At 63.8% G+C, this 16,017-nt stretch carries 8 protein-coding genes; 5 read left to right on the top strand and 3 right to left on the bottom strand.

Annotated features, from left to right (window positions below; translation table 11 throughout):
* Positions 1-5 precede the first annotated feature (5 nt).
* The gene (locus ACOOFO_RS13050) at positions 6-2,408 is read right to left on the bottom strand and encodes a circularly permuted type 2 ATP-grasp protein (protein ID WP_420427186.1); all 2,403 of its coding nucleotides are present in this window, start codon (positions 2,406-2,408) and stop codon (positions 6-8) included.
* A gap of 3 nt (positions 2,409-2,411) precedes the next feature.
* Positions 2,412-5,735 (bottom strand): DUF2126 domain-containing protein, encoded by a 3,324-nt coding sequence (locus ACOOFO_RS13055; protein WP_420427187.1) that lies wholly within the window; start codon positions 5,733-5,735, stop codon positions 2,412-2,414.
* A 359-nt stretch (positions 5,736-6,094) separates the two neighbouring features.
* Here ACOOFO_RS13055 and ACOOFO_RS13060 point away from each other — a divergent pair, with 359 nt between their 5' ends.
* Together ACOOFO_RS13060 and ACOOFO_RS13065 are read left to right on the top strand one after the other, a co-directional pair.
* The gene (locus ACOOFO_RS13060; protein ID WP_420427188.1) at positions 6,095-8,191 is read left to right on the top strand and encodes a beta-propeller domain-containing protein; all 2,097 of its coding nucleotides are present in this window, start codon (positions 6,095-6,097) and stop codon (positions 8,189-8,191) included.
* 29 nt (positions 8,192-8,220) lie between these two features.
* The gene (locus ACOOFO_RS13065; protein ID WP_420427189.1) at positions 8,221-8,823 is read left to right on the top strand and encodes a 2-hydroxychromene-2-carboxylate isomerase; all 603 of its coding nucleotides are present in this window, start codon (positions 8,221-8,223) and stop codon (positions 8,821-8,823) included.
* Between the two features lie 6 nt (positions 8,824-8,829).
* Here the strand turns inward: ACOOFO_RS13065 and ACOOFO_RS13070 are convergent, their stop codons facing one another.
* On the bottom strand, positions 8,830-11,301 hold the full coding sequence (locus ACOOFO_RS13070) for an efflux RND transporter permease subunit (RefSeq protein WP_420427190.1): 2,472 nt from the start codon (positions 11,299-11,301) through the stop codon (positions 8,830-8,832).
* A 407-nt stretch (positions 11,302-11,708) separates the two neighbouring features.
* Between ACOOFO_RS13070 and ACOOFO_RS13075 the strand changes: the two genes are divergently transcribed.
* The 3 genes from ACOOFO_RS13075 to ACOOFO_RS13085 all read left to right on the top strand — a co-directional run bounded on the left by ACOOFO_RS13075 (position 11,709) and on the right by ACOOFO_RS13085 (position 16,012).
* Complete coding sequence (locus ACOOFO_RS13075; RefSeq protein WP_420427191.1) at positions 11,709-13,646, top strand: hypothetical protein; 1,938 nt, start codon at positions 11,709-11,711, stop codon at positions 13,644-13,646.
* Positions 13,647-13,974: 328 nt separating this feature from the next.
* Positions 13,975-15,075, top strand: coding sequence for a glycosyltransferase family 4 protein (locus ACOOFO_RS13080; protein ID WP_420427192.1), 1,101 nt, complete (start codon positions 13,975-13,977; stop codon positions 15,073-15,075).
* A complete protein-coding gene (locus ACOOFO_RS13085; protein WP_420427193.1) occupies positions 15,038-16,012 on the top strand; it encodes a class I SAM-dependent methyltransferase in 975 nt (324 codons plus the stop codon). The genes ACOOFO_RS13080 and ACOOFO_RS13085 overlap by 38 nt, the downstream gene beginning before the upstream one ends.
* The last annotated feature ends 5 nt before the right edge of the window (positions 16,013-16,017 follow it).

Consider the following 16,017-nt stretch of genomic DNA (forward strand, 5'->3'; position numbering starts at 1 on the left):
GGGCGTCACTCGAAATAGGCTGCGGAGACCTGCTCCGACAGTGCCGCGATATCGGCACTCAACTGCCGCAGGACCGCAGTGTCGAGCGTACCCGGGCTGGCTACCGCCAGCGTGCTGTGGATTTGCAGAATGGCGCGCGACAGTGGCGAGGGCCGGCCTTCCTCCACCGCTCCGGGCAAGGTATGCACGTGATCCTGCAATTCACCGAGTTGATACAGCACGGAGCGCGGATTCAGCACGTCCAATGCCATCAGGTCGATGACGGTCGCCCGCGTGGTGCTGACGGAATGGCGTCGTCGCTGCGCCATCACGCTGTCACCCGCCTCCACCACGAGATCGAGGCTGCCGTCGGGGCTGTCCGGATCGGCAAAGACCGACAGCAGAATGCTCATCGACAGCGCGCGCTCGAGTGCGCGTCCGATGCTCATGAAACGCCAGCCCAGAAAGCGGTACATATTCTCGTGCATGAGGCCCGAGAATCCGCTGATGCCGCGCAGCAAGGCACCCATGGCGCGTGCCGCATCGTCGCCTGGTGCCACCGTGCCGACCTGCGCCTGCACATTGCGCGCCAGTTCCGACAGCGCCGTCCAGCCATCCACTGAGAAACGATCGCGCACGCGGCCCGCGCTGGCGAGTGCCGATTGCAGCGTGGTCATCAACCCATCGGGGATACCTTGGTCCGGCTCGACACCGGCTGTTTCCAGATATTCCCGCATGGCGCTCAGCAGCGGCGTTTCTTTGCCGGCGGTTTCGGCGAAGCGGGCATGATAGGCCCGTAGCAGGCGGAAGAATCCTTCCGAGCGCTCGACATAACGACCAAGCCAGAACAGATTGTCCGCAGCGCGGCTAGGCAGTGACCCAAAGCGATTGCGCGCTGGCAAGGACTCGCCGTCGGCCAGCATCGACTCCTCGCTGACCGGCGCCTTGCTCATCACCCAGACATCCGCCACCGAGCCGCCCGCCTGCATGGCCACGGCGGTGGGATCGCCGGAATGGCCAATTCGGGCGAAGCCGCCGGGCATGACCTGCCAGCCGTCCGGGGTCCGCGCGGCGAAGACGCGCAGAATCATGGGCCGCGGCACCAGCGCACCGTCGACCAGCGCCGGCGTCGTGGACAGGGTCACAGCCTCCTGCCCCACCAGGTCGGCACCGTGGGCATCCACCCATTGCTCCAGCGGCATCCCGAGATCGCCCACCGGATTGCCCGCGATCACCGCATTCTCGTCAACACGGAAGGGAAGCTGCGTTGCCAGTGCCTGGCCAATGGTCATGCGCTCCGCGTGCGTCTTGACATGCCCACGCTCCGCGGTCTGACCGCACCACCAGGTCGCGATGTTGGGAAGCGCCAGCGCCTCACCGCGTAACGCCTCACAGATGCGCGGCAGAAAAGCCAGCAGAGCACGCATCTCCAGCACGCCGGCGCCGAGGGCATTGACCATGGTGGGCCCGTTGCGTCGCAAAGCGCCCACCAGGCCAGGGGTACCAATGCGGGAACCTTCGAACAACTCCAAGGGGTCGGACCAGGCTGCATCCAGGCGGCGCCACAGCACCGAGACCGGCCGCAACCCGGACACCGTACGCAGCATCACGCGACCGTCGCGCACCGTCAGATCCTCCCCCTCCAGGAGACTGAAGCCGAGATAGCGCGCGATATAGGCGTGCTCGAAGTAGGTATCGTTGAGCGGACCCGGCGTAAGAATGCCCACCGGGCTGTCATCCTCTACACGCATGCGCTGCAGGGCATCGCGAAAGGCACGGAAGAATCCGGCCAGACGATGCACATTGACCTCCGGAAACAGCTCTGAAAAGGCGCGCGAGGTCGCCATGCGGTTTTCCAGGGCAAAGCCAGCCCCCGACGGCGCCTGCGTGCGATCACCGAGCACCCACCACCCGCCGTCCGGGCCACGGCCGATCTCGAAGGCCAGAAAATGCAGAAAGTGTCCGGAGCGCGGGCGCACGCCCACCATGGGGCGTAACCATTCCGGATTGCGCGCGACCAGCGAGGCGGGTAGATGCCCGTTGGCGACCAGTCGGTTGGCGCTGTAGAAATCCGCCACCACCGACTCGAGCAGGGAGGCGCGCTGGCGGATGCCCTTGACGATGGTCTGCCACTCGCTCTCGTCGATGAGCACCGGCACATGGCTCAGCGGCCAGTCCCGGTCCGCGGCCCCTTCCTCACTGTACTGGCGATAGTAGACACCGGCATCCTGCAGGTAGCGATCACCGCGCGCAAAGCGGCGCGCAATCTCTTCCCCGGACAACCCTGCGAGGTAGTCGATGAAGGGCTGCCAGACCGGCCGAATGCTGCCGTTGGCGTCGACCAGTTCGTCCGACACGCCAGCGGGCGGGCGGTAGTGAGCGAGGAGTTCGGCCAACCGCGGATGGCGCTTGGCAGCCTGTCCTGCCATGCGCTATACCGCCACCGGATGCCGGAGGTCCAGCGTCATCGGGAATTCGGCATGACGGGCCTCCGTGGCCGGACGATAGTGGCCCGGATTGTGTCCATGGGCTTCAAAGCGCGCCAGCCGCCGTGCTTCGGCCTCATTGCTGTTAACCGGGAAGGTCTCGTAATTCCTGCCACCGGGATGCGCCACATGATAGACGCAACCACCGATTGCACGGCCACTCCAGGTATCGAACAGGTCGAAGGTCAGCGGCGCGTGCACGGCGACGGCGGGGTGCAGCGCCATGGCCGGTTGCCAGGCCTTGTACCGTACCCCGCCCACGTACACGCCCTGCATCCCGGTAGCGGAGAGCGGCACAGCGCGCCGATTGCACGTCACGATGTAGCGCTCCGGATCGGCCGCAGAGAGCTTGACCTGCAGGCGTTCGGTGGAACTGTCGGTGTAGCGCACCGTCCCGCCGATGGCACCGGTCTCGCCAAGCACGTGCCAGGGCTCGAGCGCCTGGCGCAACTCCATGTGGACGCCTTCCACCGTGATCTCGCCGCAGAACGGAAAGCGGAACTCGGCCTGCGCCTCGAACCACTCCGGGCGCATCGGATAGCCGTGCTGCTGCAGGTCGCTCAGCACGTCGAGAAAATCCTGCCAGACGAAATGCGGCAGCATGAAGCGATCGTGCAGGCTGGTGCCCCAGCGCACCAGGCGCCCCGTGACCGGGTTGCGCCACAGACGCGCAACCAGCGCCCGGATCAAGAGCTGCTGCGCCAGACTCATGCGCGGATCCGGCGGCATCTCGAAACCCCGGAACTCAATGAGGCCAAGGCGCCCCGTGGGTCCGTCGGGTGAATACAGCTTGTCGATGCAGATTTCGGCGCGATGGGTATTGCCAGTGACATCGACCAATAGGTTGCGCAGCAGCCGGTCCAGCAGCCATGGCGACGGCGCCTCCCCCTGCCCTGGATTCGGAATCTGTGCCAGCGCGATCTCCAGTTCGTAGAGACCGTCGTGGCGCGCCTCGTCGACTCGCGGCGCCTGACTGGTGGGCCCGATGAACAAGCCGGAAAACAGATAGGACAGACTCGGGTGACGTTGCCAGTGCAGAATCAGGCTGCGCAGTAGATCGGGACGGCGCAGAAAGGGGCTGTCGAGGGTGGTCGCACCGCCGACCACGACATGGTTGCCGCCGCCGGTGCCGGTATGACGCCCATCGATCATGAATTTGTCGGCCCCCAGCCGCGTCTGGCGCGCTTCTTCGTAGATCGCCTCCGTGGTGACGACGCATTCGCGCCAATCGTGCGCCGGGTGGATATTGACTTCGAGTACGCCGGGGTCCGGCGCCACGCGGATGACGTTCAAGCGCGGATCGGACGGGGGGGCGTACCCTTCGATATGCACGCGCAGGCCCAGACGGCCGGCGGCAGCCTCGGCAGCCGCCACCAGCTCAAGATAGTCCTCAATGCGTTCCACCGGCGGCATGAAGACGCAGAGGCGGCCATCGCGCGGCTCCACCGACATCGCCGTGCGGACGACGCCTTCCAGCTCGCTCTGCTGCTGCTCGACGCGCCGCTGTGCACCGCGAGGACTCTCCACACGCCGGAAAGGCTGCTCTCGAGCACCCCTCTCCGGCGGTGCGAACTCCGGCAGAGGCCCGCGCGGCACCGTCGGATCGAGCGGATGGATATAGGGGTATCGGGCTGGCGGCACATGCGGCAGGCTGGATAGGGGCAGTCGATAGCCCGCCGCGCTGTCGCCCGGCACCAGGAAGAGATGTCCGCGCCGCAGCTTCCAGCGCTCCGACTGCCAGCGATGCCCGCCCGAACGCGCCTGCCAGCGCTGTACGGGCAGAACGAAGCTGGTGGCTTCGTTCAGGCCGCGCGCGAACACCGCCGCCATGCGCCGTCGTGCTTCGGGATCCTCGAGCTCGGGGTTGTCGGGCGAGACGTTGTCGGGGAGCTGCGCTTCGCGCAACAACCACACCGCCGGGTCCTCGAAAGCAGGCACCACCAGATCCGGCTTCAGGCCGAGCTCGATGGCCACCGTCTGCAACAGGCGCTCCGCCTGCTCTGGCGTTGCACCGCAATCGGCATCTTCGGGGGCGATCAGGGCCGGGTCACGCCAGATCGGCCGCTCGTCCCGTCTCCAGTAGAGCGAGTAGGTCCAACGCGGGAGGCTTTCGCCGGGGTACCACTTGCCCTGGCCGTAATGCAGGAAACCGCCCGGCGCGAAGCATGCCTGCAGGCGACGGATCAGACGATCGGCAAAAACACGCTTGCTCGGGCCGACGGCAGCGGTGTTCCATTCCTCGGACTCGAAGTCGTCGATGGAGACGAAGGTGGGTTCTCCACCCATAGTCAAACGGACATCCTCGTCCCGAAGGGCTGCGTCCACCTTGTCGCCCAGGGCCAGCAGGTCCTGCCAGGCCTCGTCCGAGAACGGCTTGGTGATGCGGGGATGTTCGGCTACCCGCGTCACGCGCATATCGAAGTCGAAGTCCACCTCCGCATGGCTCGCCGAACCCGCAATGGGTGCCGCCAGCCGGTAGTGCGGCGTCGCGGCGAGCGGGATATGGCTCTCGCCGGTCAGCAACCCGGAGGTGGGATCCAAACCGATCCAGCCCGCTCCGGGGAGATAGACCTCGGCCCAGGCATGGAGATCGGTGAAGTCCTTTTCCGTCCCTGCCGGGCCATCAATCGGCTTCAGATCCGGTTTGAGCTGGATGAGATAGCCGGATACGAAACGCGCGGCGAATCCCAGATGCCGTAGCAGTTGCACCAGCAGCCAGCTCGAGTCCCGGCAGGACCCCGACCCCAGTGCCAGCGTTTCTTCAGGCGTCTGCACGCCGGGCTCCATGCGGATGACGTAGGCAGTCTCCCTGGCGATACGCGCATTGAGCGCGACGACGAAGTCCACACTGCGTTCACGTTCGCGCGGAATGCTGTTCACTAGCGCCTGCATGCGCTTGCCCGCCGGCTCGGTCTCGCGATAGATACGCAGATCGGCGCGCACATCTTCGGGATACTCGAAGGGCCAGTACTCGGCACCCTCCTCCACGAAGAAGTCGAAGGGGTCGTACACCGTCATGTCCGCTACCAGGTCGACCTCGATGCGCAGTTCAGTGACCGGCTTGGGGAAAACGAAGCGCGCCAGCCAGTTGCCGTAGGGGTCCTGCTGGTGGTTGACGAAGTGGTCGCGGGGACTGACCTTGAGCGAATGCGAGATCACCCGCGTGCGACTGTGCGGCGCCGGACGCAGGCGAATGATCTGCGGCCCGAGCGTAACCGGACGGTCGTAGCGATACTGGGTGAGGTGATGGATGCTGGCTTGGATAGGCACGTTGCGCCACGCTCCAATGGAGGAGAGGGCGTCAAGCGTTGCACGCTTCGTGCCATGAGGCTAGTCCAATACGACCAACGCGCGGGCAGCCCGCGGACAACCACCATCGAGCCCCTTTGATCGCCTTGCTGCAGCCGTCGGCTGGCCTGCGACATGGGCAAGACAGTTCGGTAGGCGTACATTAGACACTCCTGCACCCTGCGGAACTACCCATGCGTCTACAACGTCCTGCACTCCCTGCGCCCGCACTGCTCGGCATCCTCGTTCTCGGGTTGATTTCGGGATGCGGGGGTTCGGGCGGGGGAAGCGCGGCGAGCGATTCGGCCGATCCGACGTCACGCGTTACGCCAAAGAACCAATTGGCACAGTCGGCGTTTGAAGACTGTGACGCATTCAAAGGCTACTACGCGGATCAGCTCACTCAGGAGTACCTGACCGGCTATGCCTATGGCGGCGGCTGTTTCGGCTGCGAGACGGATGTCGATGACGGTGGCAACGGCGCTGACGACGGCGACAATGACGGCACCGACGCCGAGGCAGGCGCGGATGGTCCGACGGTATCCGCTCCGCCCAGCGGGGATCGCACGGTCACCGAAACCAATACGCAGGAAGCGGGCGTGGATGAGGCCGACCTCGTCGAAGCCGACCCGAGCAGCGCGGATCTGTACTTCCTTCGCCGGGATGCCAACGAGGTCGTCATCATCGACAGCAGTGATCCTTCCGCTCCCGTGATCCGCAGCCGCATCGCTCTGGATTCGGAGCGCCGCGCGCGGGGCATGTATCTGGATGTCCCCAACCGCCGGCTTTTAGTGCTGCTTGAGGCGCAGTTCCTTTTCTATCCGGAAGCGCCCGCGGTGAGCGCGGGTATCGCGACGACGGACGAAGCGATCGGCACGCCGCCGGGTGCGGAGCCCTTTGCTTCCGGAACGGAGCTGCAGTTCTACGATGTCAGCTCGGCCGATGCACCGTCCCTGCTCCACCGCTTCGTCACGGACGGCCAGCTCGTCGGAAGTCGGCGCGTTCAGGATCGACTGCACGTCGTGACGCAGTACGGGTTCCCATCACCGTCCGCGCTGCGCGAAGACCAGGATTTCCAGCGCCTCATCTCCGAGGATTATCCGCGGGCGCGCGCCGCGCGTGATGACGACGCGGTACAGCGCATCGAAAGCGAGATCAGTGAACGCATTCGCAACGCAGTGGCTCAGACGCCGATCGCCGACCTGCTTCCCGAGGAGCGCAACGGCAATGACGCCCCGTCAACACTAGCCTGCAGCGCCATCGTACGCCCCGAGGTGGGCACGCGGCTGGGCATGATGATGATCACCAGTATCGACAGCGACGGCAGCGCGCCGGCCACCATTGGCACGATCAATAACGCATGGCAGCTCTACGGCAGCCAACAGAATATCTATCTGCTGCAAACCAGCGGGGGCTGGTGGTTCGACGAGGCCCAGCGCCAGCAGACCGCCATCTATCGCTACGCGGTGGGTGACGGTAGTGCTGTGCCGGGCGGCGTAGCCGTCGCCGACGGCTGGGTCGAAAACAGCTACCAGTTGAGTGAGTTCGACGGCGCGCTTCGCGTCGCCGCCACCGAAGGGCGCTTCGGTGGCCCCGGCCTGCCCTTCCGGCAGCTCAACCACCTGCTGGTCTTCGACGTGGCCTCCATGGAGGAGATTGCGGCCATTCGTGACTTTGTCAGTGACAAGCCGCAGGAGACCATTCGCGCGACCCGCTTTCTCGGTACGCGCGGATTTGTCGTGACTTTTGAATTCACCGATCCGCTCTTCGCCTTTGATCTTTCGGATCCGAACGCGCCGACACTGGAGGGGCAGGTCGAGATTCCTGGCTTTGCGACCTATTTTGACGCCTTGGGTGATGATTTTCTGCTGACCATCGGCCGTGCCGGAGGCGAGAACGGCGTGGGGGTCGGCAACCGCTATCAGCTGCGTGTCTTCGATGTCAGCACACTTGCCGCGCCCACTCCGCTGGCCGAAGCGGTGCCTGCACTGCCGGAAGGCGCCTATGCCTACAGCCTTGCCGAATACGAGCCGCTGGCATTCCAGTTTCTGCCGCAGGCGGGCCGCAGGGACGCGGGCTTGCTCTCCATTCCGGCACAGATCAGCGCCGCGGAGCGCGAGGACGCCTTCAGCGGCTTCGTTGCCTACCGTATCGATGCCGCTCAGGGCGCCGACGCCATCCAGGAATATGCGCGCATCGATCACAAGGATGCGCCCAGCGAGGGCGGCGACCGTTGCCCCCCGCAGCGTGACGAACTGCCACCCGACGGCTGCCAGAGCTTCGCCCCTGTGATCTACAACGAACCGCTGCGGTCGGTGATCGCGCGTGAGCAGGCCGACCGCACGCTGCTGTTTACCTTCTCATCCGCCAAGCTCGAAGTCACTGATACCAGCGGTGACACCGCCGTCGGTCTGGCCACGCTACGCTACGAGGAATAGCTCGCCACACACTAGGGAGAAAGGGCGCCATGGCGCAGGATGGGTCCGCGCAGATCGAAACAGTCGACTGGTACTTCGACTTCATCTCGCCCTTCGCCTACCTGGCCTTTCACGCCCTGGACCGCTTGCCACAGGGGATCGAGGTGCGCTTCCAGCCCGTGCTCTTTGCCGGGCTGCTGAAGCACTGGGGGCAGAAGGGTCCGGCGGAGATTCCGCCCAAGCGCGAATGGACCTTCCGCTGGCTGCACTGGCTGGCGAGCCGGCAGGGCATTCCCTTCCAGCCACCGCCGCGCCATCCCTTCGTGCCACTGCCCTATCTCCGCCTCTGCTTGGCTGCGGACAACCGCCGTGAAGCAGTTGCGGCCATCTTCGATGCCCTCTGGACTCGCGGTGAGGATGCCGAAGACGCACGCACGGTGAGCACGCTGGCGGATGCACTGGCGGTGGACGAGGCCCGCCTGCAGGCCCCTTCCGTCAAGCAGGCGCTGCATGACAGCACCAACGCCGCCATTGCCCGCGGCGTGTTCGGCGTTCCCACCCTGTTCGCCGACGACGAACTGTTCTGGGGGGTGGATGCGATGCCTTTCGCTCTCGAGCGCATTCAGGCACGGCACCATCCCCACGGCGAATAGTGCGATTTAGAAAGGTTTCAGGCGCTGCAGCAGCAGCGGCAACAGCGTCATGTTGGCCAGCAAGGCAAAGACCATGGCGACGCCGGTGAACAGACCGAACAGAATCGTCGGCACAAAATTGGACAGGGTGAGAATGGAAAAGCCCAGGGTCACCACCAGCGTGGTGTAGAACATGGCGCGGCCTACGCTGAGGTGGGACCGCAGCGTCGCACCCTCGTAGCCGTTTTCCTGCACCTCGTCGCGATAGCGATAGCTGTAGTGAATCGTGTCGTGCACGCCGATGCCGATGGTGATGGCGGCAATTGTGATGGTCATGATGTCCAGCGGAATGGCAAACCAGCCCATCACACCGAGCACGGTGAGAGCGGCCAGCACGGTGGGGGCGACCCCGATGACTGCCATCTTCACGGACCGGAACAGCAGCAGGAACATCAGCCCAATGGCCACAAAGACGACGCCGAGCGTCTGGGCCTGCGATTGGTACAGGCTCTGGATGACGTTGTTGTAGAGCACCATGGGCCCGGTCAGGTGCACCTGCTCGGGTTCGAGTTCGAAGCGCTCAATGAGGTCACTGCGTACGCGATCCAGGAACTCGTCGCGGCGAAGGTCGGGGTCGGAATCGACGACCCGCACGGCGAAACGGACCTGATTGCCGTCATCCGCCATGTACGGGTCGAACAGCACCTCCTTCAATTCCTTCGGCATCATGCGGTGCAGCAGCGCCAGCACGAAGTCGCCGGGCCACTGCCCGGCATTGAGCAGCATGAACATGCGCGTCGTCGTGGCCATCGACAGCACCTTGCCGGTTTCCGGTTGGGCGTCGATGTAGTCGTGAATATCCACCACCTGCTTCAGATTGCGCGCGTTGTACCAGTAGCTCTCGGCCGTCAGTCCGCCGCCACCGAGGTCCGGCAGATCCATCTCGGCCAGTGCCTGCTGCTCCTCCTCAAACCATTGCGGGGCATCGATGATGACGTCCAGCGGCGTAGTACCACCAAGCTCCTGATCGATGACCACCATGCCCTGGTAGATCTCGGTGGATTCGTGGAAATAGTCGATGAAGCGGTTCTCGACACTCAGCCGTGAAATGCCGACGGCTGCCACCACGGCGATCAGCAGAAAACCGATGCCCAGCACCGTGGGCGCACGTTCCGTGAAGCGGGCCAAGCCGCGATTGATATGGGCCGTCATGTCGCGACCGTCCACGGCGGGCGTTCCGGGGCGCAGCGGTACAAGCGCGGTGGGGAAGATGACAAAGGTCAGTACAAAGGCGAAGCAGACGCCGACGGTCATCATCAGGCCGAAATCGATAACCGGGCGGATACCGCTGACGGCCAGCGAGGCGAAAGACACGACCGTGGTCAGCACCGTGAATACCGAGGGCAGGAACTTGCTCTCCACCGTGCCGCGCAACAGATCCTGCTGCAGCGCGTCGGGCCGCTGCGCGTGGAGCTCGCGGTAGCGCACCACCAAATGGATGGTGAGCGAGAGACTCAATATCAGCAGCAGCGAAATGAAGTTGGAGGAGACGATCGTCACCCGCCAATCCATGAAGCCGAGGTAGCCCACGGTTGCCAGGGTGGCTGCGGCGCAGATGGCAGATGGCACCACCACCCAGCGTGGGCGCCGGAAAGAGATCGCCAGCAGCAGCAGAATGAACAGCGCGACGCCCACGCCGAAGGTGGCAATGTCGTTGCGCACGAAGTCGATCATGTCGGAAGCCATCATCGGCACGCCACCGAGGAAGATCGACGCCTCGTCGCGATACTTGTCCAGTACGCCACGCACCCGGTCGATGCGCTGCTGCAGCTCGGCCTGATTCTCCGCCTTCTGCTGATCGTAGGCGGCCTCGACGCGCGCCAATTCCTGGCGCTCCGCCTCGCTCAACTGCTGACCCGGTGCGTCCCGCTTCTGGCGGAGCGACTGCCTGCGATCAAGCAACGCATTGGCACGTTCGTCCGGCTTCAGGTTGACCAGCAGCGCCGTGACGGTCCCCTCCTCGTTCATCACGAGGTCTTCGTAGAGCGGGCTGGTGCGGAACTCCTTCTTGGCCAGCTCCCGGTCGGTGTCCTCATCGAGTAGCGTGCGCTGCTCCTGCTGGATCTCGCGCAGGGTGACCGGCGGACTCTGGATCAAGGGCACATCCAGAATGCTCATCACCGAATCCACAAAAGGCAGATCGGCAAGCTCATCGCGAAGACGCTTCAGATGCTGGAGGGTCGCGTCTGAAAACAGCCCGGCATCGCCCGCCGGGGAATAAGTAACGACCAGAAAATCCTGCGATCCATACCGCTCGGCAATCGTGCGGTAATAGGCGAGATCCTTGTCGCCCTCGATGATGAGGGAGTCCGTGGAGGCGTCGAGGCGGAAGTTCTGCGCCTGCCATGCGGCGACGCCAAGCAATGCAGCGAGCAGCAGCCAGACCAGCCAGGGCGAACCCAGGGTGAGGCGGTGAAACCGTTCGGCAAGCCTATGCATGGCAGGACCACGCGCTCTGCGGTGCCGGTACGTGCTCCGCGCAACTCATGCCGCATCTGGCGGAAAACGCCACCAAATCGCAAAACTCCACACCACTGGTGGTGCCACCAAGCTTGCTCTCAATCACGCAGGTCTCCCTCTTGATCCTTGTGCGCAGCCCGGTGTGATTGCCGTAATGGCGCGCATTTTTGGCAACGATAGCAGCGTAGTGATGGTTCTGTAAGGGCGAGGAGGACGCGTCGTCGACGCGCCATCTTCTCGCACCGCGTTGCCACTGGCGATGACGCTTGCCGGCTCAGTCTCGCGGAACGCTCCATCCCTCGCGCGCTACCGTTCGCCGGATATGACGCCGGAATCAGGTTCCGCCCCTTTATGGTCCGTTCATCCCCAGGGCTCGGAGCGAGACAATGCAGTTCATACGTTCACTCATTCTAGTATTTGCCGTTGCGGTACTGACCGCATGCGGCAGTGGCAGCGGCTCTAGCGGCGGCACCCAATCCGTTGCCGACGGCGGTTCCGGAAGCAATAACGGTGGCAGCTCGCAGGACGGTAACGGCGGTTCCGGCTCCGGTTCTGGTTCTGGATCCGGCTCCGGCGATGCTTCCGGCGACGATGGCGGCACCGATGACGGCAGTGCCGGCAACGGTGGTAGCGATGACGGAAGCGACGATCCCTGCGATCAACCGGCCCAAGGTCAGGCGGGCGTTGACGATGGGTGCTCCGACGACGGCTCCGGCAGCGACGGCGGTTCCGACGGAGGATCCGGCGACGGTGGCAGCGACGGCGGCACGGGTGATGACACTGCAGGCGGCGACCCCATCACCTTCGCTTCCCTCGACTGCAATATCGCTGCATCCGGTCCCATCGCAGGGCCCTTGGATGCGGCACAGACCCCCCTCATCGACAATCTGGGCAGTGCCTTCGCCTCGGTGCCGGAAGTCGGCACCTCCGCCACGCAATTGGTAGTGGCGACCGCACGCTTCCTCGACGTGATCGACGCCCTTGCTGTCTCCGGGCAGACCTTGTTCGTGGAGCAGGACCCGGCCGCTGGCGGTGACGCCCTGGACGGGACCGCCCGCTCCCTGCAATGCGGTGCCAAATCGCTGGCCGACGCCTATACCGACAGCCCCTTGGCCGCGGCCTTCCCGGTCTCTTCCGACACGCTGGTTCGGCAGCTCGCCGAGCTGACCCTGGTTTTTCAGGGACCTGATTCCATTGGCCTGAACGGCCTGCAGGACCTGACCGGGCGACTAGCGACGATTGCCCAGACCATGGCCAATATAGCCAGCACGCTGGAGAGCTTCCCCGAGCTGCTCCCCGCTGAATTCGGTCCCGTAACCAGTGCACTGCCGGAAGATGCCTACCTGGCGCTGGTACGCGCCCCGGCCGACCTGCTGTCCAATCTCGGCGACACCCTCAATGCCGCCGGTGCGCTTCAAGGCCAGCAAACGGCAGATGCCATCGCCGTCACCCTGACAGACCTGCTGGGAACCGCCGGCCGCTTCGACAGCACGGGCACCGTCACATCGGCTCTGACGGAGGGTCAGTCGCAAATCGCGAATGGCCTGGCGGTCATCCTCACGCCGCTGTTCGATGCCATTGCGCAGGGTCTCGGAAGCATGTCAACGGACACCTTCTCTGACTTCCTGGCTGGAGGCATTGACGGTTTTCCCAGTGGGTCCAACCCGCTGGAAACGCTCCTCAGCGGCAATCTCCCCGGCTTCGAGAGCCTCTCCAGCCTGCTGGCGGAAGTGCCCGTCCTCGGTGATCTGGTCGGCATGCTTGTCGCCGCTGGTGGTGGGTCCTTCGACTTCAGCAGCCAGAATGCCGGCACGGCACTTCTCGACAGCCTGCTCTCCGGCAACGGCCCGTCCGGCTTCGAGGATCTTCTCAGTACCCTGCAAGCGGTGGGCGGCCAACTCACTGCGATTGCTCCTGCAGGCTTTGACCTCACGGATGCCGGCTTCCCGACCAATGGAGACGCGCTGAACGGCCTGCTGTCCAGTATCGAAGCCAATGCCGGCGCCGACCTGCTGAACCAACTGCGTGATCGCCTCGGTGGCAACACTGTACCGAGCTACACGCCGGCCGAGCTCACCGAGGCACTGGGTGCCGTTCTCAGCGAAGTCGAGGGTGCCGGCAGTGGCGGCCTTCTCGGCACGCTGATTGGCGCGCTCAGCGACGTCGTCAATGGCCTACTCTCCGCCCTCAGCGGCAACCCGCTCGCCAACCTGGTGAGTGGCGTGGTCGGTGATTTCTCCACGCAGCAACCACAACTGGAAGTGGACGAGCTCGCGACTGCCCTGGAGAGTGTGGTGGGTGGCTTCGCGGATTTTGCGCCGTAGGCAACACGCAGGCATCCTTTAACGGGCTACGCACTCGCGCTGAGTGCGTAGCCTTTTTCGTTGTGGGGGATGCACCGCCCGTTTGCGGTTATCTTCACGAAGATCGCGGTCGAAGCCAGGACGACGAGACGCGTCTTCTGGTGCCCGTACTGCCCAACGCCCGACTATTGGCCATTCCATTGTCGATATGACCATGTGCCTCGCCGACCACGCCATTCTTGAACAACCACGCTACCAGCGCGTTTCGCATGCGAATTCGGTGACACAACCGAAATGAAGGGCCACCCCCTCAGTTCGTGCTGAAAGGTTCGGGCACTCACGCATCTTCATGAAGATTCTCTACGTCTGCCGTTCCGACCTTCAGTCGCGCGATGCGAACGCCGTACACGTATTGCACATGACACGAGCCCTGTGCGAACTCGGCCACGAAGTCAGCGTCGTTGCCGCTGAAGAACCTGAAGCGCATGTAGGGAACGCTTCAAGCCTCAATTGGCAATGTGGTGGTCGTCATATCAAGCGTTTACCGCCATCCGCACGCGTCCCGCTGCTTGCTTGGCGGTACAGCAAGGTCGCGCCCCGAGCCGATGTCATTCTTTCGCGCCACCTTCCTAGTGCAGTCATCCTTGGCAGGGGCAAGCGCCCGCTGATTGTTGAGTTGCACGCACTGCAGAAAAGCAGACTGGGACGCTGGCTCGAAGCCGCGGCGCTGCGATCATCCAATCTGGTGCGGGTCATTGCCATCTCGGAACCGCTACGTAGGGACCTGCTCTCGCGGTACCCGTTCCTGTCCGCGGACACTGTACGCACTCTTCATGACGCGGCGGTTCTACCTGACAGGCGGACTCCGCCGGCCCTGAAACACAGGCGAGCCGTTCTTCAGATTGGTTACGTTGGCAATCTCTATCCCGGCAAAGGCGCCGAGATGACACTTCGCTTGGCGGCGGAGCTGCCCCAGTTCGATTTTCATCTGGTCGGGGGGAGCCAAGAGGAATGCATGCGCGTCTTCGGTAGGCCTCTTCCAGCAAATATTCAAGCCCACGGCTATCTGCCGCATGCTGACCTCGCGGGAATCTACGCCTCACTCGACGTCGGGCTCGTTCCGATCAGCCCGAAGGTTGCGGACCGAGACGGGAATGACATCGGTCGCTGGACGTCGCCCCTGAAGCTATTTGAGTACCTTGCAGCTGGCTTGGCCGTCATCGCCTCTGACGTACCCTCTTTGCGCGGGTTGCTGCAACCCGACCACGAAGCCCTGGTGGTTCCACCAGATGATGTAGCGGCGTGGACAGAAGCGCTCATACGACTCGATTCGGATGAGAGACTGCGCAGATCGCTTTCCCGGCAAGGTCGAGAACTTGTCGAGCGCCGCCACACCTGGGCTGTACGCGCCCATGAAGCGTTATCAGGCATTGTCGAAAGATCAGAGTAATCCAGTGGATCAGCCCTCGCGCCACTCCGAATCAACGGCGGGTACAACCGCTTTCGTGCATCGCAGCGCTTGCCCGGCGTGCGCGGCAACAACGAGGCGAACGCTGAAGTCCGTGCCGATGCGACACCCATCCGTCGCAGGCTTTCTGGAGCGCTATTACGAGGGGCGGATTCCACTCTCCGATTTGGCAGATATGCCTTTCGATGTTGCCGAATGTGATGCGTGCGGCACGATCTACCAGACCGCCATCCTTTCACCTCCACGGATGCTGGACCTGTACGAACACTGGATCGACCCGGCGCAGAGCTTCGAGAAAAGACGGGGCGCCGATCACACCTACTACGCGCAGATCGCCAACGAGGTCATGGGCATAAGGCGGCTTACCTCTCGCCTTCCGCGTGACACCCAAGTGCTTGACTTTGGTATGGGCTGGGGCAATTGGTTACAGATGGCCCGTGGGTTCGGCTATCAGACCACCGGTTTCGAACTTTCTGAGCAGCGCGCGGCGTACGGACGCGAACATGGGCTGAGGGTGGCAAGCACCCTTTGTGAACTTGAACCCGCCAGCTTCCATTACATCTACGCGAACCAGGTGCTGGAACACGTCCCGGATCCGCGTGCATCACTGCAAGACATTGCGGCCCTGCTCGCACCTGGTGGCATCGCGGATATCCATGTACCCAATCAATTGGGGATTCGTCGAAAGCTGGCATCGAAGCATTGGCAAGCCTCCCATGACGCCATTCACCCGCTTGAGCACATCAACTGTTTCAACCGTCGCGCTCTTCTTGCTATGGGCCGAGCCTTTGGCCTTCAATCGATTACGCCTCCCTACCCGGGCCTTCGCACCCCGCAGACCCTCGGCGTCAAGGATGTCGCGGTTTACCTCTTCAATCGAACAATCAGCACGCATGTGTTTTTCGTCCGCAATGTCTAGCGTCT

The sequence above is a fragment of the Algiphilus sp. genome (genome assembly GCF_965216485.1).
Lineage (GTDB): Bacteria > Pseudomonadota > Gammaproteobacteria > Nevskiales > Nevskiaceae > Algiphilus.

Bases quoted from the DNA above. Each gene is read 5' to 3' on its own strand.
- ACOOFO_RS13050 (WP_420427186.1), bottom strand. From the start codon at position 2,408: ATGGCAGGACAGGCTGCCAAGCGCCATCCGCGGTTGGCCGAACTCCTC.
- ACOOFO_RS13065 (WP_420427189.1), top strand. From the start codon at position 8,221: ATGGCGCAGGATGGGTCCGCGCAGATCGAAACAGTCGACTGGTACTTC.
- ACOOFO_RS13070 (WP_420427190.1), bottom strand. From the start codon at position 11,301: ATGCATAGGCTTGCCGAACGGTTTCACCGCCTCACCCTGGGTTCGCCC.
- ACOOFO_RS13075 (WP_420427191.1), top strand. From the start codon at position 11,709: ATGCAGTTCATACGTTCACTCATTCTAGTATTTGCCGTTGCGGTACTG.
- ACOOFO_RS13080 (WP_420427192.1), top strand. From the start codon at position 13,975: ATGAAGATTCTCTACGTCTGCCGTTCCGACCTTCAGTCGCGCGATGCG.
- ACOOFO_RS13085 (WP_420427193.1), top strand. From the start codon at position 15,038: ATGAAGCGTTATCAGGCATTGTCGAAAGATCAGAGTAATCCAGTGGAT.